Here is a 17,629-nt window from a genome sequence, read left to right on the forward strand (position 1 = left end):
ATCAAACCAACAAACTGCAAAATATAATTATCCATAATATGAATAACATACAAGTTAGCCTAAAAGCAGATAACCAAAACGGAATACTATCCATACAAGGAGTTGATTTATTTAGTATCATAGATACCGACTGGAACTGGAACAATATTTCATTCATACAAATCAGCTATCAATGAATATTTCTAATCAATTATTGGATGAAATAGCCAATGAATGCCAACCATTATTTAAAGGAATAAAACAAGAAGACATACATGTAAAATGATTAGTTCATTGATAAAAAGTAACCATTTAGATTAACTGGATAGTTAACCTACTCTCATTTATTCATTTATTATTGGTACTACAGACTGATTAGACAGTAGGAAACAAAATAAGTTTTTCGCCGAAAAGGAGGTCGAATATACTTTCTTTTCGTATTTTTGCACTAAATTTCCTAGAATCATGAATAGTGAACCAACATATAACTTGTTAAACTCCATCAATTACCCCGAAGACCTACGTAAACTAACCGTAGAGCAACTGCCGGAAGTATGCGGTGAACTAAGACAAGACATTATTAAAGAACTCTGCTGCAACCCCGGACATTTCGCCGCCAGCCTGGGGACCGTGGAACTAACCGTAGCTCTGCACTACGTCTACAATACACCATACGACCGTATTGTATGGGACGTGGGACATCAGGCATACGGCCACAAAATTCTGACAGGACGCCGTGAAGCATTTTCCACAAACAGGAAACTCGGTGGAATCCGCCCTTTCCCGTCTCCGGAAGAAAGCGAATATGATACTTTCACGTGCGGACACGCTTCCAATTCGATTTCTGCCGCTCTCGGTATGGCTGTCGCAGCCGCCCGGAAAGGAGACGCCAAACGCCATGTAGTAGCCATTATCGGCGACGGATCAATGAGTGGCGGACTGGCTTTTGAAGGACTGAACAACGCATCTGCCACGTCGAACAACCTGCTCATTATCCTGAATGACAATGATATGGCAATCGACCGCAGCGTAGGAGGCATGAAGCAGTATCTTTTCAACCTGACAACTTCCAACCGTTATAATCAGCTACGTTTCAAGCTCTCGCGCATGCTATTCAAACTTGGCATTCTAAACGAAGAACGCCGCAAAGCACTTATTCGTTTCGGAAATAGCCTGAAATCAATGGCGGCCCAGCAACAGAATATTTTTGAAGGGATGAATATCCGTTACTTCGGTCCGATAGACGGACACGACGTAAAGAACCTGGCAAGAGTATTACGTGATATCAAAGATATGCAAGGACCTAAAATCCTGCACCTGCATACTATCAAAGGAAAAGGATTCGGTCCGGCAGAGAAACACGCTACCGAATGGCATGCTCCCGGCAAATTCGATCCCGTCACCGGCGAACGTTTCATTGCCAACACCGAAGGAATGCCCCCGCTTTTCCAGGACGTATTCGGAAATACACTGGTGGAACTTGCCGAAGCCAACCCGAAGATTGTCGGTGTCACTCCCGCCATGCCCAGCGGCTGTTCGATGAATATACTAATGGAGAAAATGCCGAAACGCGCTTTCGATGTCGGCATTGCCGAAGGACATGCGGTTACCTTCTCCGGAGGGATGGCTAAAGACGGACTGCAACCGTTCTGCAATATCTATTCTTCTTTTATGCAACGGGCGCATGATAATATCATCCACGACGTAGCGATTCAGAATCTCCCAGTTGTTTTGTGTCTCGACCGCGCCGGACTGGTTGGCGAAGACGGTCCTACTCATCACGGAGCTTTTGATATGGCATGTTTACGCCCGATCCCTAATCTGACTATCAGTTCCCCGATGGACGAACATGAATTACGTCGCCTGATGTATACGGCACAATTGCCGGACAAGGGACCGTTCGTGATCCGCTACCCCCGTGGACGCGGCGTACTGGTGGACTGGAAATGTCCGCTGGAAGAGATCCCGGTAGGAAAAGGACGGAAACTGAAAGAGGGTAGCGACCTTGCAGTGATTACTATCGGACCGATAGGAAATGTAGCCGCCCGTGCCATCACCCGGGCAGAAGCAGATTTAGGTCTGTCCATCGCCCATTACGATTTACGATTCCTGAAACCGCTGGATGAAGAGCTGTTGCATGAGGCAGGACGCAAATTCCAACGTATCCTGACCATCGAAGACGGAATTATCAAAGGCGGTATGGGTAGCGCTGTCCTCGAATTTATGGCAGACAACGAATACAAACCGACCGTGAAGCGTATCGGTATCCCTAATATATTTGTAGAACATGGGGCAGTCGCCGAACTGTACCAACTGTGCGGCATGGATGAAGAAGGGATTCTGACTAAAATAAAAGAATTTATCAATTGACATGAAGATTATTATTGCCGGTGCCGGCAACGTAGGCACCCATTTGGCCAAACTGTTATCGCGCGAAAAGCAAGATATTATCTTGATGGATGATGACGAAGAGAAACTAAGTGCTCTTAGCGCCAACTTTGACTTGCTGACTGTTGCCGCTTCTCCTTCTTCCATCTCCGGATTGAAAGAAGTGGGCGTCAAAGAAGCCGACCTGTTCATCGCAGTCACACCGGACGAAAGCCGCAACATGACTGCCTGTATGCTGGCTACCAACCTGGGAGCCAAAAAGACAGTGGCGCGTATCGACAACTATGAATATCTTCTACCCAAAAATAAAGAGTTTTTCCAGAAGCTGGGAGTAGATTCGCTGATTTACCCGGAAATGCTGGCTGCTAAAGAAATCGTATCTTCCATGCGCATGAGCTGGGTACGCCAATGGTGGGAGTTCTGCGGAGGTTCGCTGGTTCTGATTGGTACGAAGATGCGCGAAAAGGCTGAAATCCTGAATATACCGCTGCACCAGCTGGGCGGTCCCAACATTCCTTACCACGTAGTGGCCATCAAACGCGGAACGGAAACGATTATCCCTCGCGGAGACGATGTTATTAAATTGCATGACATTGTTTATTTCACCACTACCCGCAAATACATTCCTTATATACGTAAGATAGCCGGCAAAGAAGACTATGCCGACGTACGCAATGTAATGATTATGGGAGGTAGCCGTATCGCAGTCCGTACCGCACAATATGTACCGGACTATATGCAGGTGAAAATAGTGGATAATGACCTGAACCGTTGCAACCGTCTGACAGAGCTACTGGATGACAAAACAATGATTATCAACGGAGACGGTCGCGACATGGACCTGCTTATCGAAGAAGGGCTAAAGAATACCGAAGCATTTGTAGCCTTGACCGGCAACTCGGAAACGAATATCCTGGCCTGTCTTGCCGCCAAACGTATGGGAGTGGAAAAGACGGTGGCAGAAGTGGAGAACATCGACTATATCGGTATGGCAGAAAGTCTCGACATCGGCACGGTTATCAATAAAAAAATGATTGCTGCCAGCCATATCTACCAAATGATGCTGGACGCCGACGTGTCTAATGTAAAATGCCTGACTTTTGCCAATGCGGACGTTGCAGAATTCACCGTACCGGAAGGGGCCAAAATAACCAAACACCTGATTAAAGACCTGGGACTTCCCAAAGGCACCACCATCGGAGGAATGATCCGTAACGGAGAAGGTATCCTGGTGACAGGTGATACGCAAATCCGCCCCGGCGACCATGTAGTCGTATTCTGCCTAAGCATGATGATTAAAAAGATTGAGAAGTTCTTTCACTAAGTATCAACAAATACTTGTATATGATTAACTCGAAGATGATATTCCGGATTCTGGGTTTTCTGCTTCTGATAGAAACAGTTATGCTATTATGTTGTGGGGGTGTTTCTCTTTTTTATAAGGAGAATGACTTGCAGAGTTTTCTGGTTTCATCGGCTATTACCACTAGCATCGGTATTCTGTTGCTCGCCATCGGGAAAGACGCAGTGAAATCCCTGAATCGCCGTGATGGATATGTCATAGTCAGTGTAGCATGGGTCACCTTTTCCCTTTTCGGAATGTTACCTTATTATATAGGAGGGTATATCCCAAGTGTTACGGATGCATTTTTTGAAACGATGTCCGGGTTCAGCAGTACGGGTGCCACCATCTTGAATAATATAGAGTCAATGCCTCATGGAATACTTTTTTGGCGGGCTATGACACAATGGATAGGCGGTTTGGGTATTGTATTCTTCACCATTGCCGTTCTACCGATTTTCGGTGTGGGCGGGATTCAGGTGTTTGCAGCAGAAGCCAGCGGTCCTACTCATGACAAAGTGCATCCCCGTATTGGTATCACTGCCAAATGGATTTGGGGTATTTATGCCGGAATGACAGGGACATTGATTGTCTTATTAGTATTTGGAGGTATGAGTGTGTTTGACAGTATATGCCATGCTTTCACGACAACCAGCACTGGCGGATTTTCTACCAAACAAGCAAGTATCGAATATTATCACTCACCCTATATAGATTATGTAATCTCTATTTTCATGTTTCTTTCGGGCATCAACTTCACGCTATTACTGTTGATGTTCAATGGAAAAATAAAGAAGTTCATTCATGATGCAGAGCTAAAATTCTATTTCTGGTGTGTTTCTTTCTTTACTATATTTATTGCAGTCTGGCTTCATCAGACTTCTTCTATGGAGATAGAAGAAGCGTTCCGTAAATCACTTTTCCAAGTGATTTCCTTGCAAACTTCTACGGGATTTGCCACAGCCGATTATATGCTTTGGCCTTCTATCCTTTGGGGATGCCTTGTAATAGTGATGATCATCGGAGCCTGTGCCGGCAGTACAACAGGAGGTATAAAATGTATTCGTATGGTTATCCTGTTTCAGGTTGTGAAAAACGAATTCAAACATATTCTTCACCCTAATGCCGTGCTCCCGGTGCGAGTTAACAAACAGGTTATTCCTCCTTCCATCCAGTCTACAGTATTGGCCTTTACTTTTTTATATGCAGTCATCGCTATCATCAGCATACTTATCATGATGGGGCTGGGAGTCGGTTTTCTGGAATCAATCGGAACGGTTATCTCAAGTATGGGTAATATGGGACCGGGACTCGGCACATGCGGCCCGGCTTTTTCATGGAGTCAATTGCCTGATGCCGCCAAATGGCTGCTTTCTTTTTTAATGCTCTTGGGACGTTTGGAATTGTTTACAGTATTACTACTTTTCACTTCCGATTTCTGGAAAAAGAATTAAGAATTCAATAAAGGTAGTCTCTTTAATGTAAAAGCTACAATAAGATATACATTATCAAGCTATTACAAAGAGTACTTATCTATTCATATATTCTCAATGATACTCACTGTAATGAGAAAAAATACTCATCGCAATGAGAAAAAGTTCTCATTACAGTGAGAATTCTTTCTCATTACGGTGAGTATTCTATCGTATTTCTACGCTGTTATCACATCATATCTTTCTAAGTAAAATCTTTCTTACAACAGGCTTATTTATTTCATAAATCTTATTGATAAGAACATCCATTTCCTGTTGGCGAGCATCACGGACAGCTTCAAACATCATCTTTGAATACATATCACGACGTCCCTTCAACCAAACGTTTTTATCCAAGTTTTCATCCATCACCTCGATCGCTTTTCTGTCGTCAGCATACAACAATCCCTTTTGCTGGAAAAAGCCGAATTCACACCACGCATATTCTCTGAATGTTCTTTCAATTTCCCAACGATATTCATTCAGGTGCATCACCGTCAATGCTTGTTGGTATTGGGGAGTTTTGGATTCAGCAGCAAGATTAATGCCCTTTGCCAGTTCATCTCCACTCCAGGTTCCAATTTCTTCATCGTCTATCAACAACTTATAATTGCCTTTTAGTCCTGTTACTTTCAACGTTTCACGGTTCATCTCTTCCATAAAAGGAACAACTTTCAGCACTTCTGCCTGGCTCTTTTTCTGTCCCCAACCACGAGCAATAGTATCTAAAGGATAAGGAAGAGCTTCTGCCAAATAGTCAAAACTCAAATCTTTTCCATTCTTCTTTATATTTGAAACGGTACAATTTTCCGACTTAACGGCTTGTTTCTTATTAGCATTAATCTCCATATCCGCTACTTCTTTACCTACAAATCCCTGGGCTTTCAGGAAAAGATAGGCCATCACCATGTGCCCGTCGTTATCGGGATGAATACGGTCACTGCCACAAAGGGTAAAGGTAGGATCTTTCTGCTGATATTGCTGATTAATAGCTGTCATAGGAGCATTTAAATCGGTAAATTCCCAATTATTCTTAGCTGCCGATTCTTTCTGATATTCAACAAGCCGTTTGATGGTTTCATTTTTTGTCTTGAACGGTGTATTCTCTTTCAGTTGTACGGTTTCATCATACGGAGAAGTTCCGACCATCACGATACGGGTATCAGGAAGATCTTTAAAACGTTTCTCCATCTGCTGGTAATTCTTTATACTTTCCTGATATTTCTGCTCACCGAATTCTTTGGGCTTATCACCGTTGTATTCAAAATATCCGGAATCATTCATACCAAAAGTAACCATCAACACGGAAGGTTTCATAGCAAAAATATCACCATCCAGACGTTTGTTCATATCATAGGCTGTATCTCCACCAATACCACCGTTGAAAACACGGATAGGCATATCTGGAAAGCGGGTCATATAATACAACCAGATGTATGAATGGTAATGCCCACCATCCGTTATACTATTTCCCAGGAACACTGCTCTCTCACCCTCCTTAAAAGGTTTCACAGTTTGTGCAAACGCAGCAGTACATGTCATACAAGCCGCTGCAATCAATACAAAAAGTTTTTTCATGTCTTAATTTCTATTTTATAAACTGTTATTTTCATTATGAACGTTCTCTTTATTTTTTGAGAGGATCATATACGGCAACTGCCACGCGTGAATCGGCACAGCCATAATATAAGAACCATTTCTGATTGTGGAATACAAGTCCTTCTATAAATACGGTTCCGGCTGGATATTGTCCGCTCTTTTCAAAGTCTGATTCGGGAATATAGAAAGGTTTATCCAAGCGATCGATTAGTTTAGTAGGATTTTTGGCATCAAATAAAGCTTGTCCGGCGCAATAAGAGTTGGCTGTATACAGTGTGTCTCCTTCTGCGCCCGATTTATTTTTGCCGTTATAAAGCAGCAGTATTCCTTTGTCAGTCAGGATGGCAGGAGGACCACATTCGGTCAGGTCACTGTCGAACTTACCTGCGCGGGGAGTCATCACTTTCAGAAATTCTCCATTTTCATCCAACATCGGTTCCCAGTTGACAAGGTCTGTGGAAGTGGCTACATTCACAAACTTTTCTCCCCAGTACATCCAGTATTTGCCGTCAATCTTGGCAATCACTTGTTTGCCGTCGATTAATTGGGTTACGATAGAGGCAGATTTGGAAAATTCATCTATGAATCTTCCGTTGTATGCTTTTGCGAAAGCCGGTCCATGTTTTTCCCACGTTTGAAGATCGCGCGAGGTGGCCACTGCCAAACGTGCCTGTTTGCGGTTCCATTGTGTGTAATGCATTACGTAAAGCCCGTCTTCTGTTACAGCAACACGTGGGTCTTCGCAACCGCCGGGATTTTCCAGTTCTTTCTGACTGTCGTCTGCCGGATAAAATACAGGTACGGACATTCGTTTGAAGTGTAGTCCATCGTCAGAAGAGGCATATCCCAGACGGGAGGTACGTGATCCGATACCGGTTGCCGAGTTATCTTCAGCCCGGTAGAGGACTACTACTTTCCCATCATAAACAGTAGCAGCGGGATTAAACGTATCACTCGCTTCCCATGCTACTGACTCCTGTCGCATCGGACAATAGAAAAAGGTAGTAGTGTCAGGAGAAATAATCGGATTAATTCCTTCCGGACGCTGGAAATCTGCCCACGCCCAATCCGGAAATTCTGCAGTTTGCTTCTTCTCGCCACAGGAAGTGATTAATGTGGCAGCCATCAGTAGATAAGCTATGTTTTGTAGTTTTCTTTTCATTTTTACGTTTGATATTATAAATAAGTGCTCTTACAAAATTATCTTATATCATAAATTTATATACCTCGTTGATTTGCTTTAAGGAAAAGAGGGAGGCGTCACTTTAGTTCCCCATTTCACGTCAGGCTTGGACGAGGTAGTGTATTCTATTGTAGCCCCATTATTCAGTTGATCCCAATCGATCCATGTACTGTCATACGGTTTACCGTTTAGCTTCATGGACTTGATATAAATATTCTTTTCCGAACCGCCTTTTATCACCATATCCCCTTTCTTTAAATGAACTTTCACGGATGAGAATATCGGAGTGTTCACCGTAAAGCCTCCCACTCCCGGTATTTCGGGATAAAGACCGATACAAGCGAACACATACCAGGCGCCCATCGTCCCTAAATCATCATTACCCGGCAGACCATCAATTTTACTTGAATATTGTTCATTCAATACACGGTTAATAATCTCCTGTGCTTTATAGGGAGTTCCTACCCAGTTGTATATCCAGGGAATGTGGAAGCTCGGTTCATTGCCGGAAGCGAACCAGGCATCATTATAACCGGCATCCAGACGAGTAAAGAATTCATCCAGGCGTTTTTCTGCCGCTGCTTTGCCTCCGATGATTTCTATCAGCCCGGCAATATCGTATGGCACCATCCAGAAATAATTCTTATAGGTCGATTCACGGAAATCTTCAGTCAGTGGTTTCCACGAACCATCCGGATTACGTGATTGCAACCATCCGGTTTCCGGGTTATACAGATTCTTCCATGAACGTGCAAAATGGAAATAACGCCAACTTGCAAACTCATCTCCTACGGCATGTAAGGCAAATTGTGCGATTGCAAAATCAGCGGAAGTATATTCTAGTTGTATAGAAGCGTTGTAATATCCTTTATCCAAATACTGTTTCAGTCCCGGACGAGCCTCAACCTCCTGTGACATTGCTCCCGGTTCTTCCGCTCCTTTTCTCATGGTTTTGAAAATCGGTTTCGGGTCATAATTGCGGGCACCAAAAGCGTAAGCATTGGATATTAGGATAGGAGTCGGATCTCCTTGCATCACGCCGGTCTCTATATTAGCCATCACCCAACGCGGGAAAGCACCACCAGCTTCTTCGGCAAACAATTGGTGAGAAATAACAATATCAGAGGCTACTTCAGGATCAAGGATTGACAATAGTTGAATCTGTGTACGATAGGTATCCCAGTTGCTAAAAGAAGTATAGTGCTTGGAACGGGATTTATGCACTCTGAAGTCAGCTCCCATGTATTCTCCGTTCACATCGCTGCATACATTCGGGTGAATGAATGAACGATACAGATGAGTATAAAATTGAGTGGTACGATCCGGATTGGTTCCTTCTACTTCAATCTTACCCAAATAATGATTCCATTTGGATTCTGCCTGATTCTGAATCTGCAGGAAATCCCATCCGGTATTCTCCGCTTTCAGATTCTCGCGTGCATTTTCTACTGATACATAAGAAACCCCAATCTTATATTGGATATTTTTCTTCTTATTTACATCAAAAGTAAAATAGACTCCGGAGTATTCTCCTTCAGCAAAAGTCGTGTTCGGCTTCAGTTCATCTCTTTTCCATGTTCCCGATTCCAACGCATCCGTATCAAACTCTGCTACAAAATAGACTTTATACGGTGTACGGAGTCCACAGAAATTACCGCCTTCTGCATATCCTTCACACTTATTCGGTGCAGTAATAACGATGGCGGCCTGCTCTATCGGAGTTGCGGAAATGCCTCCACCGATAATTACCGTACCATATTGCTGATCTGCCGGATATTCATAACTCGCCATACCGGTCCTTTCAGTTACTGTCAGTTTTGCATGAATATCTTCCTGCACCTTTGCTTCATAATAACCGGCGTGTCCTTTTTCTTCAGAAATATTGATGCGGTAGTTGAGAATATTGTCCGGAGACATCTTCAGTTTACCTTTTACCGGAAAAGTGGGAAAGTTGCCCATGTGTTCGCAACCGCCACCACTCAACTGATTGATGACGAATCCGGAACGTTTGGAAAAATAAGAGGGGGTGAACTGCACCATTCCATAAGGATAGGTGGCTCCGGGATAAAGATATCCCGAAGTCAAACCCACGCCCTTCGTTCCTATTAGGGTATTTACCTGACGGGCATAATTACTCCCAGCGCTCTGCGCCGAGAGACTCCCCCACCCTCCAATCAAAACCAATAATAAACCTGTTAAAATTTTATTTTTCATACTGTATTCTTCTTATATCTTTTTAGTTTCTTATTCTTTCGATAAAGAGAAGGGAGCGGCATACTTCGACGTACATCGTTCTTTATTCGGTTGACTTCCCATTTCAAAACGGATAATTCCTCCGTCTGCTATATCGTCGTATCTGATAAAATTCTTATCCAACACACGTCCATTTAAGGTAGCAGACTGGATATAGAGATTCTCTTTACTATTGTTGTTCGCTTCAATCACGAATTTATTGCCGTTTTCCATCGTTATAGTAGCTTTCTTAAATAATGGACTGCCAATTACATACTCATCCGTACCCGGACAAACGGCATAAATACCTAATGAACTCAAGATATACCATGATGACATACCACCTTGGTCTTCGTCTCCCGGATATCCTCTTTCTGTGGAATTATACAATCTTTCAACGATCTGACGCACCCAATACTGTGTTTTCCATGGCTGGCCGGCATAGCTATACAAATAAGGCATGTGCTGAATCGGCTGATTGCCGTGTGCATATTGTCCCATACCCGCCAATTCCATTTCTTTCATTTCATGGATCACTCCTCCGTAAGTTCCCGGTTTAATAGTGCTGGGAAGGGCGAATACCGAATCCATTTTGGTCGTAAATCTTTGGTCGCTTCCGAACAAGTTTATTAATCCTTCTACATCATGGAATACGGACCAGGTATAATGCCAGGCATTACCTTCGCAGAAAGGTCCACCCCACTCCAACGGGTCAAACGGTTCCTGCCATTTACCATCGACGCCTTTTCCACGCATAAAACCGATAGACGGATCGAATACGTTTTTATAATTATACATCTGACGGGCAAAGACTTCCTGATAATGTTTGTTTCCGGTCATTTTAGCCAGTTGGTAGCCACAGAAATCATCGTATGCATATTCCATTGTCTGTGCACTCGATCCCATTGATTCCGGATAAGGAACATATCCCAGTTCAAAATATTCTTTCCAGAAACCACGTCCGTTGGCACCTCCCCAAGGACCTTTATTCATGGCTTCGTGTGCGTAGGCTTTCAGAGCTTTCTCCGGATCAAAAGTCCGAATCCCTTTTGCCCACGCATCTGCCAATAATGAAATGGAGTGATTACCCAACATTCCTCCTGTTTCTCCGGGTGCTGACCAAGCAGGTAACCATCCGCATTGTTCTTGTGCGGCAAGCAAGGCATTCATGTAACGTCCCTGCATAGTAGGATGAAGAATATTAGTTAATGGAAATTGAGAACGGAAAGTGTCCCAGAAACCATTATCGGTATACATATATCCGTCATATACTTTACCGTCATAAGGACTATAATAATAAGGTTCTCCGTTCGCTTTACGTTCATAGAATTTGCGTGAGAAGAGATTGGCACGGAACATGCAGGAGTAGAAAGTTTTCATTTGTTCGTCTGTTCCACCTTCTACCTGGATTCTGTTCAATAATTCATTCCACGTTTTATGTCCACGTATTTTGGTGGCTTCCAAATTCTTATCTTTACCCAGTTCGTCGTTCAGTGTAATCACAGCCTGCTCTGCGCTGATATAGGAAGAGGCAGCCTTTGCCTGTACTTTCGATCCTTTCTTAAATTTGATATAAGCACCATAGCCTTTGCCTTCTCCTTCCAACTTTTTAGGATAAATCTCATCTTTCTGATTTTCCCACATACCGTAATCCTCAAATGCTTTATCGAACTGCACTACAAAATAACTACGGAATGTCTTAGAGTTATTTACAAAACGTTGGTTATTCACCCAACCGGAGATTTGTCTCTTAGCCGGATCAATCTTGATTTCACTCATATCTGTATATCCGTCAATTACCAGATAGGCGTCTTCGGTAGAGGGATAAGAAAAGCGTAAATGTACACCACGAGTAGTTGGAGCCATCTCGGTTGTAATTCCATTATCCAGCATCACTTTATAATAATGCGGCTTGGCCATTTCATTATCATGGCTGAACTTCGTTGCCCGCATCTCCTGATTTACAACTAATTTCCCCACCATCGGCATAAAAGAATACACTGCATAATCACTCATCCACGGACTGCATTGGTGAGACTGGCAGAATCCTCTGATATTATCTACCGCATATTGATATTTCCAGCCTTCTCCATTTTTCCCTGTTTGGGCAGACCACGTATGCATGGCATAAGGCATACCGGTAGTAGGGTATGTATTTCCATAACTTAATCCGAAATGAGAGTCGGTACCTTGCAGTGTATTGACATATTGCACAAGGTCTTTCATTTGGGCATATATACCTGTTGAGAAAAAAGAGAAGATCACTAAATAAATGAGCTTGTTCATGGTTATTTTTTTATGTGTTACATCTATTTCACTTGGCAAATCGAAACAACTATATCTATTTATTACCATAAGTAATACCCTGCCAGTCATCTGTACGGAAAGGGGACGCCGGAAGGTTAACTCCATTGTATAAATTACAAATTGGATTATCTGCCCAAGCATAACGCACTGCTATTGGGAAAGCAACTTCAGGAGATGAGACGATGATGGAATTACCATCAATCACAGCATCAGCCCAGTGAAACTTATGATCAACGCCAGAGATAGTAAATCCTTTTAGAGTTTCATTATTTTGAGTTTTCAGTCCCCCGTCTGTATGCTTAAAGTAAATGCGTATCTTATTACCTTCAATCTGATAAGTATCATACATAGGACCAGAATAAGGAATCTTTTCTCCATAGGTTTGCGCCCGGGCAACTAACGCCAAGCGTCTTCCTACTTCCTGTTTGTTCTTCGGATGAATATCAAAAGCATCACCTATATCAATTGTCACAGCCATACCTGTATTTGCAAGATGCAAGGTTCTTGTCTGAGCTTCTCGTAACTCTGCCCAGGTTGCGTCTACCGGAACAGTTTGTTGAGCTGTGAAACTAGCTAACTGTACCATATAAAATGGGAAATCATATCCCCAACGATCCCGCCAGTCTTTTATCATTAATGGCATCAATTCGCGATATTGATATGCTTGCCCTGTATTAGCCTCTCCTTGATACCAGATCGCACCCTTAATAGCATAAGGAATTAGGGGATTCAACATTGCATTGAACAGAAAACTGGGAACATTCGGTTCATTAGCAGTATTAACTGGCATCTGTGGAATATCCTTAATATTCAAAGAAATCTGATATTTCCAATCTCCGGCCAACTGTATGACATCTGTTTGAGAACGATGGAGCGAGATACTCTCAGGACTACCATTAATTCCACCGGTACCACCAGTATCCATTACACGCACAGCAATCACTGCCTTGCCACCTTTCACCAATTCTTTGGGCACTTTATAGCTTCTGGGTGTCATCCATCCTTCAGTATGTCCTATTTGCACGCCATTGAAATAAGTAAAGTCATTATCATCAATCACCCCTACATTTAATGTCAGTTCTTTGCCGGCCCAGTCGGTCGGAATATCAATTGTCTTTCTAAACCAAACAATACCATTGAATCCTTTCAAACCTTGATCCTGCATCAAACCAGGCACTTTCATTGTTTTCCAGACGCTATCTTCAAAATCCGGAGTTGCCCATACAGCCTGACTGTTCACAAATCCTTTATCAATCTTTTCAATCTCTTTTTTCCAGTCTTCTACATCCGAATGGAATTTCTTCTCCCTATCTTCTTTCGATATCGGGAGTTTATTCAGTACATCCAGTTTCTTTTGCATATCCGGCATCGTTGCCAGTGCATCTTTGCTCGTCCATGTTTCAATATAGGTACCTCCCCAAGAGGTATCTATCAATCCAATCGGTACATTCTGATACTTATGCAAATCGCGTCCGAAAAAATAACCGGCAGCCGAAAAGTCTGCCACACTTTTGGAAGAGCAAACCTGCCAGCCATTACCTGCCGCTTTAATGTCATTTATTGGTAATGGGCTTGTCGCTTTCTCTACCAATAAGAAACGAATATTCGGATAATTGTTCGCCTCTTCTTTTTCTTGTTGATAGTTCATCACTTTACCCCAACCTTCTACCTGCATTTCCATGTTGGATTGACCGGAGCACACCCATACTTCACCAATCATCACATTGTTCAATTTTATAGGTTTTCCGTCAGAGATTGTTATCGTATATGGACCTCCGGCTACTGGGGTATAGACTTCAGTCTTCCAATTCCCTTGTGCATCAGCTTGGACAGTATATCTTCTCTGATCCCATGAAGTAATAATTTCTACTTTCTTATCAGGTTTAGACTTGCCCCATATAGGGGCTTGTGTCTGTTGCTGCAACACCATATTATCAGAGAATATCGGGAGCAAATTCACTTGTGCAGAAAGCATAGCACTCCCCAAGAAAAAGAACAGAGAGATTGCAATATTCTTATACATATTTACGATTTTTAATCTACAATAAAGTTGAAAAGCATAGAAACAAACAATTATTTATAATAGTAAACTATCGTTTTTTAGAAACTATCATCCATAGATACTTTATTCAAGCGGAGCGTCATTGTCATATACTGATTCCCAATTAAATACACGGTAGAAATAAGGACGATAGAAATCGGCACTTCCCGGTGCATTGAAATTATCCCAGAAGCTGGAACAGTCTGTGTTTGTAGAGAATACCAACTCACCCGTACGTGACAAAGCCGGATGAATATTTACCATATAAACGTGTTGGTAACGTTGTTCGCCAATCTTATCAAGAAATTCCGGCAATGTAAAGAGAGTCTTTTGATCAACAAACGGTCCGTAAGGATGTTTACTACGGAACATTAACACATCCCGTCCGAACCAAATGGATTGCCCGATCATATAGTAAGTATCTCCTTTCTTAAATACCCATGGCATGGAACATCCACTTTCTAAAGGGATAATCGTTGAGTATTCTGCATCTTGGGTTGAGGGATACTCTGTTGTCCACGAGAAATTCCCTTGCGGATCAGCTACATAGTACTCCCATTGGCTACTAAGGTCATGCGTAGCAGTACGTGCTACGGCTACTTTATAGTTGGAAGTTGTATAAAGATAGGTATGTCCGTCTTCATCCTCCCACATAGTATCACCATATCCCAATGTATGATCATTGAAGTCGTCGTTGCGACTGATAAGTTTCATGTAAGTGTCATCACCCGGTTTTCCTTCCAAGCTGTAAGTTACCAAACAGGTGCCAAAACGACGCATCAGGTTGTTTTCATCGGTATTGTCAACAGCTCCCCACAACATTTGCATCTGGTTATTGTATATCGTAGCATCTCCTGCCCAATAAAGATAATCCTGGTCGATTTCTCCAGCTTGTATTTTATCTTCCGAAAGTGTAGCTTTCGGATGACGAATGTGAGTACGTACTTGATAATATCTATCGGCATTAGGATCATTGGTTTGCACATAATCAGCCAACCAAACAAGGTTCTCATCCTTCTCGCCAGATGTTTGTACCATAATACTGTTACGTGGGAAACTGCAATTGCCTCGCGAACGATTCTCGTTGACTACGCCGTAAAAGCTATCATTAAATGACCAAAATATATTCCCATCAGGCAATCCAGTGGTGAACACACCATCTCCTCCATTCCAGCCTAATGAACGGGTGAAAAGGGCATTGTATTTCAAATCTTTATAAACAAACACTTTCCAATATTGTCCTGACCGATTAGGGATTAACTTAAGGTTCCAATCAGGATCAATTTGAGGTATCTTCACTTCTGAATTACCGTAATAGGGGTCTTGTTGAGCGTCACATGCTCCGGTGAGTAGTGCAACAACAATACTTAAAATAAGATGAATTGATTTCATGTTAATTGTGATATTTAAGATTACTATTTATTTACTTTATTTTTCCATATACAGCACAAAGTATCCCATTCCATCAAATAACCCGTATTGAAAATATTGCCAACGAACAAGATTATAGTTATGATAAGAATAAATTCAGATGGTTTAATGGGAACAAATCTTTATCACTCTTAAATAGGAGTAAGAGTAACTCTGTGCATCACAGGTTTATTGATTTCATATATTCTGTCGGTAAGAAGTTTGATTTCTGCCCAGTAAGCATCGCGCACATCTTTGTGGATCATTTTCCCGTAGAGATCGGCTTTACTCCTTACCCATCCATCCGACATTCCTTTTTCAGACAAAATCTTAACCGCCTTTTGGTTATTAACATTGAGTAATCCATGTTTTAAGAAAAAGTTGTATTGCAACCATGCATAATCTCGAAATCGGCGTTCAATTTCCCAACGTTCTTCATTGAGTGCCATAATAGTTAGTGCTTGTTGATACTGTGGAGTGTTAACACATTCAGCTAAGTTTATACCTCTAGCTAATGATTCGGCTGTAAATACGGCAATAGGTTCATCATCAATAAGAAGTTGATATTGGCCTTTGAGACCCGAAACAGAGAGTTGTTCCATATTCATTTCACTCATGAACGAAGGAATTATTTGCTTAATATCGGATTGAGGAAATTTCATATTCCAACCTCTTGCAATAGTATCAAGCGGATAAGGTAATGAATTAGCCAAGTAATCAAATGATAATACACGACCATTTTTTTTCACGTTGGAAATTAGACAATTCTCTGTAAAAATTGCTTTTCCGGCTTTGGCATCAATAGAAATGTCCGCCACTTTCTTTCCGACCATGCCCTGCGCTTTAAGGAAAAGATACGCCATCACCATGTGACCATTGTTATCGGGATGAATACGGTCACTGCCACAAAGAGTGAATGCAGGATTCTTCTGTTGTCCGGTAGAATTAATGGCAGTCATAGGGGCATTAAAATCCAAAAACTCCCATTTATTCTGCCAGGCAGCTTCTTTTTGTAATTCGATAATACGCTTGATAGCTTCATTCTTTCTCTTGAATGGCGTGTTATCTATTTGCGCCATTTCATCGTAGGGCGATGTGCCAATCATTACAATCCGGGTATCATCCAATCCTTTAAGGCGTTCTTGGATTTTTGCGAAATTCTTTTTAGCAAAAGCTACCCGTTGGTCAGCAAAAGTTTGAGGATTATCACCGTTGTACTCAAAATACCCACTGTCGTTCATTCCAAAAGTAAGAGTAAGTACTGTCGGATTTTTAGCAAATACATCATCATCCAATCGATTTAAAATATGCTCACTTGTATCTCCTCCCACACCACAGTTGAATATTTGCAGTTCAGAATATGGGAAATGGGTCATGTAATAAAGCCAGATATACGAGTGATAATGTCCCCCGTCTGTAATACTATTACCCACTATAGCCACGCGATCTCCCTTTTGAAAAGGAGTAATCGTTTGAGCAGCAGCTGTTGCAAAACCGATAATAGAAACCATTAAGGCTGATAAAAAGATACGTTTCATTATATTATGCTATTAAAGTTTATAGAGTAAAGACGATTTAGAAATCAAAAACCACTAATTAGAAAGAGTTGCAAGCGAATGCTATTTATCATTCGTCATGCAACTCTTTCTATTAATTTAGAAAAAGAGAATTAAACC

Annotated in this window: 11 protein-coding genes; 4 read left to right on the top strand and 7 right to left on the bottom strand. The window is 42.1% G+C overall.

Annotated elements, in window-relative coordinates; genetic code table 11:
- Window positions 1-38: 38 nt before the first annotated feature.
- From DW173_RS23825 to DW173_RS10885, 4 genes are all read left to right on the top strand, one after another.
- Window positions 39-176 (top strand): hypothetical protein, encoded by a 138-nt coding sequence (locus DW173_RS23825; protein WP_153882607.1) that lies wholly within the window; start codon window positions 39-41, stop codon window positions 174-176.
- Between the two features lie 268 nt (window positions 177-444).
- Entirely contained in the window at window positions 445-2,349 is a 1,905-nt protein-coding gene (gene dxs, locus DW173_RS10875; protein ID WP_004301493.1) for a 1-deoxy-D-xylulose-5-phosphate synthase, read from the top strand.
- A 1-nt stretch (window position 2,350) separates the two neighbouring features.
- Complete coding sequence (gene trkA / locus DW173_RS10880; RefSeq protein ID WP_004301492.1) at window positions 2,351-3,691, top strand: Trk system potassium transporter TrkA; 1,341 nt, start codon at window positions 2,351-2,353, stop codon at window positions 3,689-3,691.
- 20 nt (window positions 3,692-3,711) lie between these two features.
- Window positions 3,712-5,163, top strand: coding sequence for a TrkH family potassium uptake protein (locus tag DW173_RS10885; RefSeq protein ID WP_085929774.1), 1,452 nt, complete (start codon window positions 3,712-3,714; stop codon window positions 5,161-5,163).
- A 213-nt stretch (window positions 5,164-5,376) separates the two neighbouring features.
- Here DW173_RS10885 and DW173_RS10890 read toward each other — a convergent pair whose 3' ends face one another.
- The 7 genes from DW173_RS10890 to DW173_RS10920 all read right to left on the bottom strand — a co-directional run bounded on the left by DW173_RS10890 (window position 5,377) and on the right by DW173_RS10920 (window position 17,491).
- Window positions 5,377-6,759: an SGNH/GDSL hydrolase family protein gene (locus DW173_RS10890; protein ID WP_004301490.1), complete on the bottom strand. Its 1,383-nt coding sequence runs from the start codon at window positions 6,757-6,759 to the stop codon at window positions 5,377-5,379.
- Between the two features lie 49 nt (window positions 6,760-6,808).
- Window positions 6,809-7,942 (bottom strand): glycoside hydrolase family 130 protein, encoded by a 1,134-nt coding sequence (locus DW173_RS10895; RefSeq protein ID WP_008020726.1) that lies wholly within the window; start codon window positions 7,940-7,942, stop codon window positions 6,809-6,811.
- 78 nt (window positions 7,943-8,020) lie between these two features.
- Window positions 8,021-10,177: a GH92 family glycosyl hydrolase gene (locus DW173_RS10900; RefSeq protein ID WP_004301488.1), complete on the bottom strand. Its 2,157-nt coding sequence runs from the start codon at window positions 10,175-10,177 to the stop codon at window positions 8,021-8,023.
- A gap of 30 nt (window positions 10,178-10,207) precedes the next feature.
- Window positions 10,208-12,481, bottom strand: a complete 2,274-nt coding sequence (locus DW173_RS10905) for a GH92 family glycosyl hydrolase (RefSeq protein ID WP_008020725.1) — start codon at window positions 12,479-12,481, stop codon at window positions 10,208-10,210.
- A 55-nt stretch (window positions 12,482-12,536) separates the two neighbouring features.
- Window positions 12,537-14,525: a sialate O-acetylesterase gene (locus DW173_RS10910; protein ID WP_008020724.1), complete on the bottom strand. Its 1,989-nt coding sequence runs from the start codon at window positions 14,523-14,525 to the stop codon at window positions 12,537-12,539.
- A 102-nt stretch (window positions 14,526-14,627) separates the two neighbouring features.
- A complete protein-coding gene (locus DW173_RS10915) occupies window positions 14,628-15,935 on the bottom strand; it encodes a DUF5005 domain-containing protein (protein WP_008020723.1) in 1,308 nt (435 codons plus the stop codon).
- 170 nt (window positions 15,936-16,105) lie between these two features.
- Window positions 16,106-17,491 carry an SGNH/GDSL hydrolase family protein gene (locus DW173_RS10920; protein WP_008020722.1) on the bottom strand — a complete coding sequence of 462 codons (1,386 nt, stop codon included), beginning with the start codon at window positions 17,489-17,491 and terminating at the stop codon, window positions 16,106-16,108.
- Between the last annotated feature and the right edge of the window lie 138 nt (window positions 17,492-17,629).

The organism is Bacteroides sp. AM16-13, from assembly GCF_003602705.1.
GTDB lineage: Bacteria > Bacteroidota > Bacteroidia > Bacteroidales > Bacteroidaceae > Bacteroides > Bacteroides xylanisolvens.

Excerpts from the sequence above, each read along its gene's own strand:
- DW173_RS23825 (WP_153882607.1), top strand. The coding sequence starts at position 39 with ATGAATAACATACAAGTTAGCCTAAAAGCAGATAACCAAAACGGAATA.
- dxs (WP_004301493.1), top strand. The coding sequence starts at position 445 with ATGAATAGTGAACCAACATATAACTTGTTAAACTCCATCAATTACCCC.
- trkA (WP_004301492.1), top strand. The coding sequence starts at position 2,351 with ATGAAGATTATTATTGCCGGTGCCGGCAACGTAGGCACCCATTTGGCC.
- DW173_RS10885 (WP_085929774.1), top strand. The coding sequence starts at position 3,712 with ATGATTAACTCGAAGATGATATTCCGGATTCTGGGTTTTCTGCTTCTG.
- DW173_RS10890 (WP_004301490.1), bottom strand. The coding sequence starts at position 6,759 with ATGAAAAAACTTTTTGTATTGATTGCAGCGGCTTGTATGACATGTACT.
- DW173_RS10895 (WP_008020726.1), bottom strand. The coding sequence starts at position 7,942 with ATGAAAAGAAAACTACAAAACATAGCTTATCTACTGATGGCTGCCACA.
- DW173_RS10900 (WP_004301488.1), bottom strand. The coding sequence starts at position 10,177 with ATGAAAAATAAAATTTTAACAGGTTTATTATTGGTTTTGATTGGAGGG.
- DW173_RS10905 (WP_008020725.1), bottom strand. The coding sequence starts at position 12,481 with ATGAACAAGCTCATTTATTTAGTGATCTTCTCTTTTTTCTCAACAGGT.
- DW173_RS10910 (WP_008020724.1), bottom strand. The coding sequence starts at position 14,525 with ATGTATAAGAATATTGCAATCTCTCTGTTCTTTTTCTTGGGGAGTGCT.
- DW173_RS10915 (WP_008020723.1), bottom strand. The coding sequence starts at position 15,935 with ATGAAATCAATTCATCTTATTTTAAGTATTGTTGTTGCACTACTCACC.
- DW173_RS10920 (WP_008020722.1), bottom strand. The coding sequence starts at position 17,491 with ATGAAACGTATCTTTTTATCAGCCTTAATGGTTTCTATTATCGGTTTT.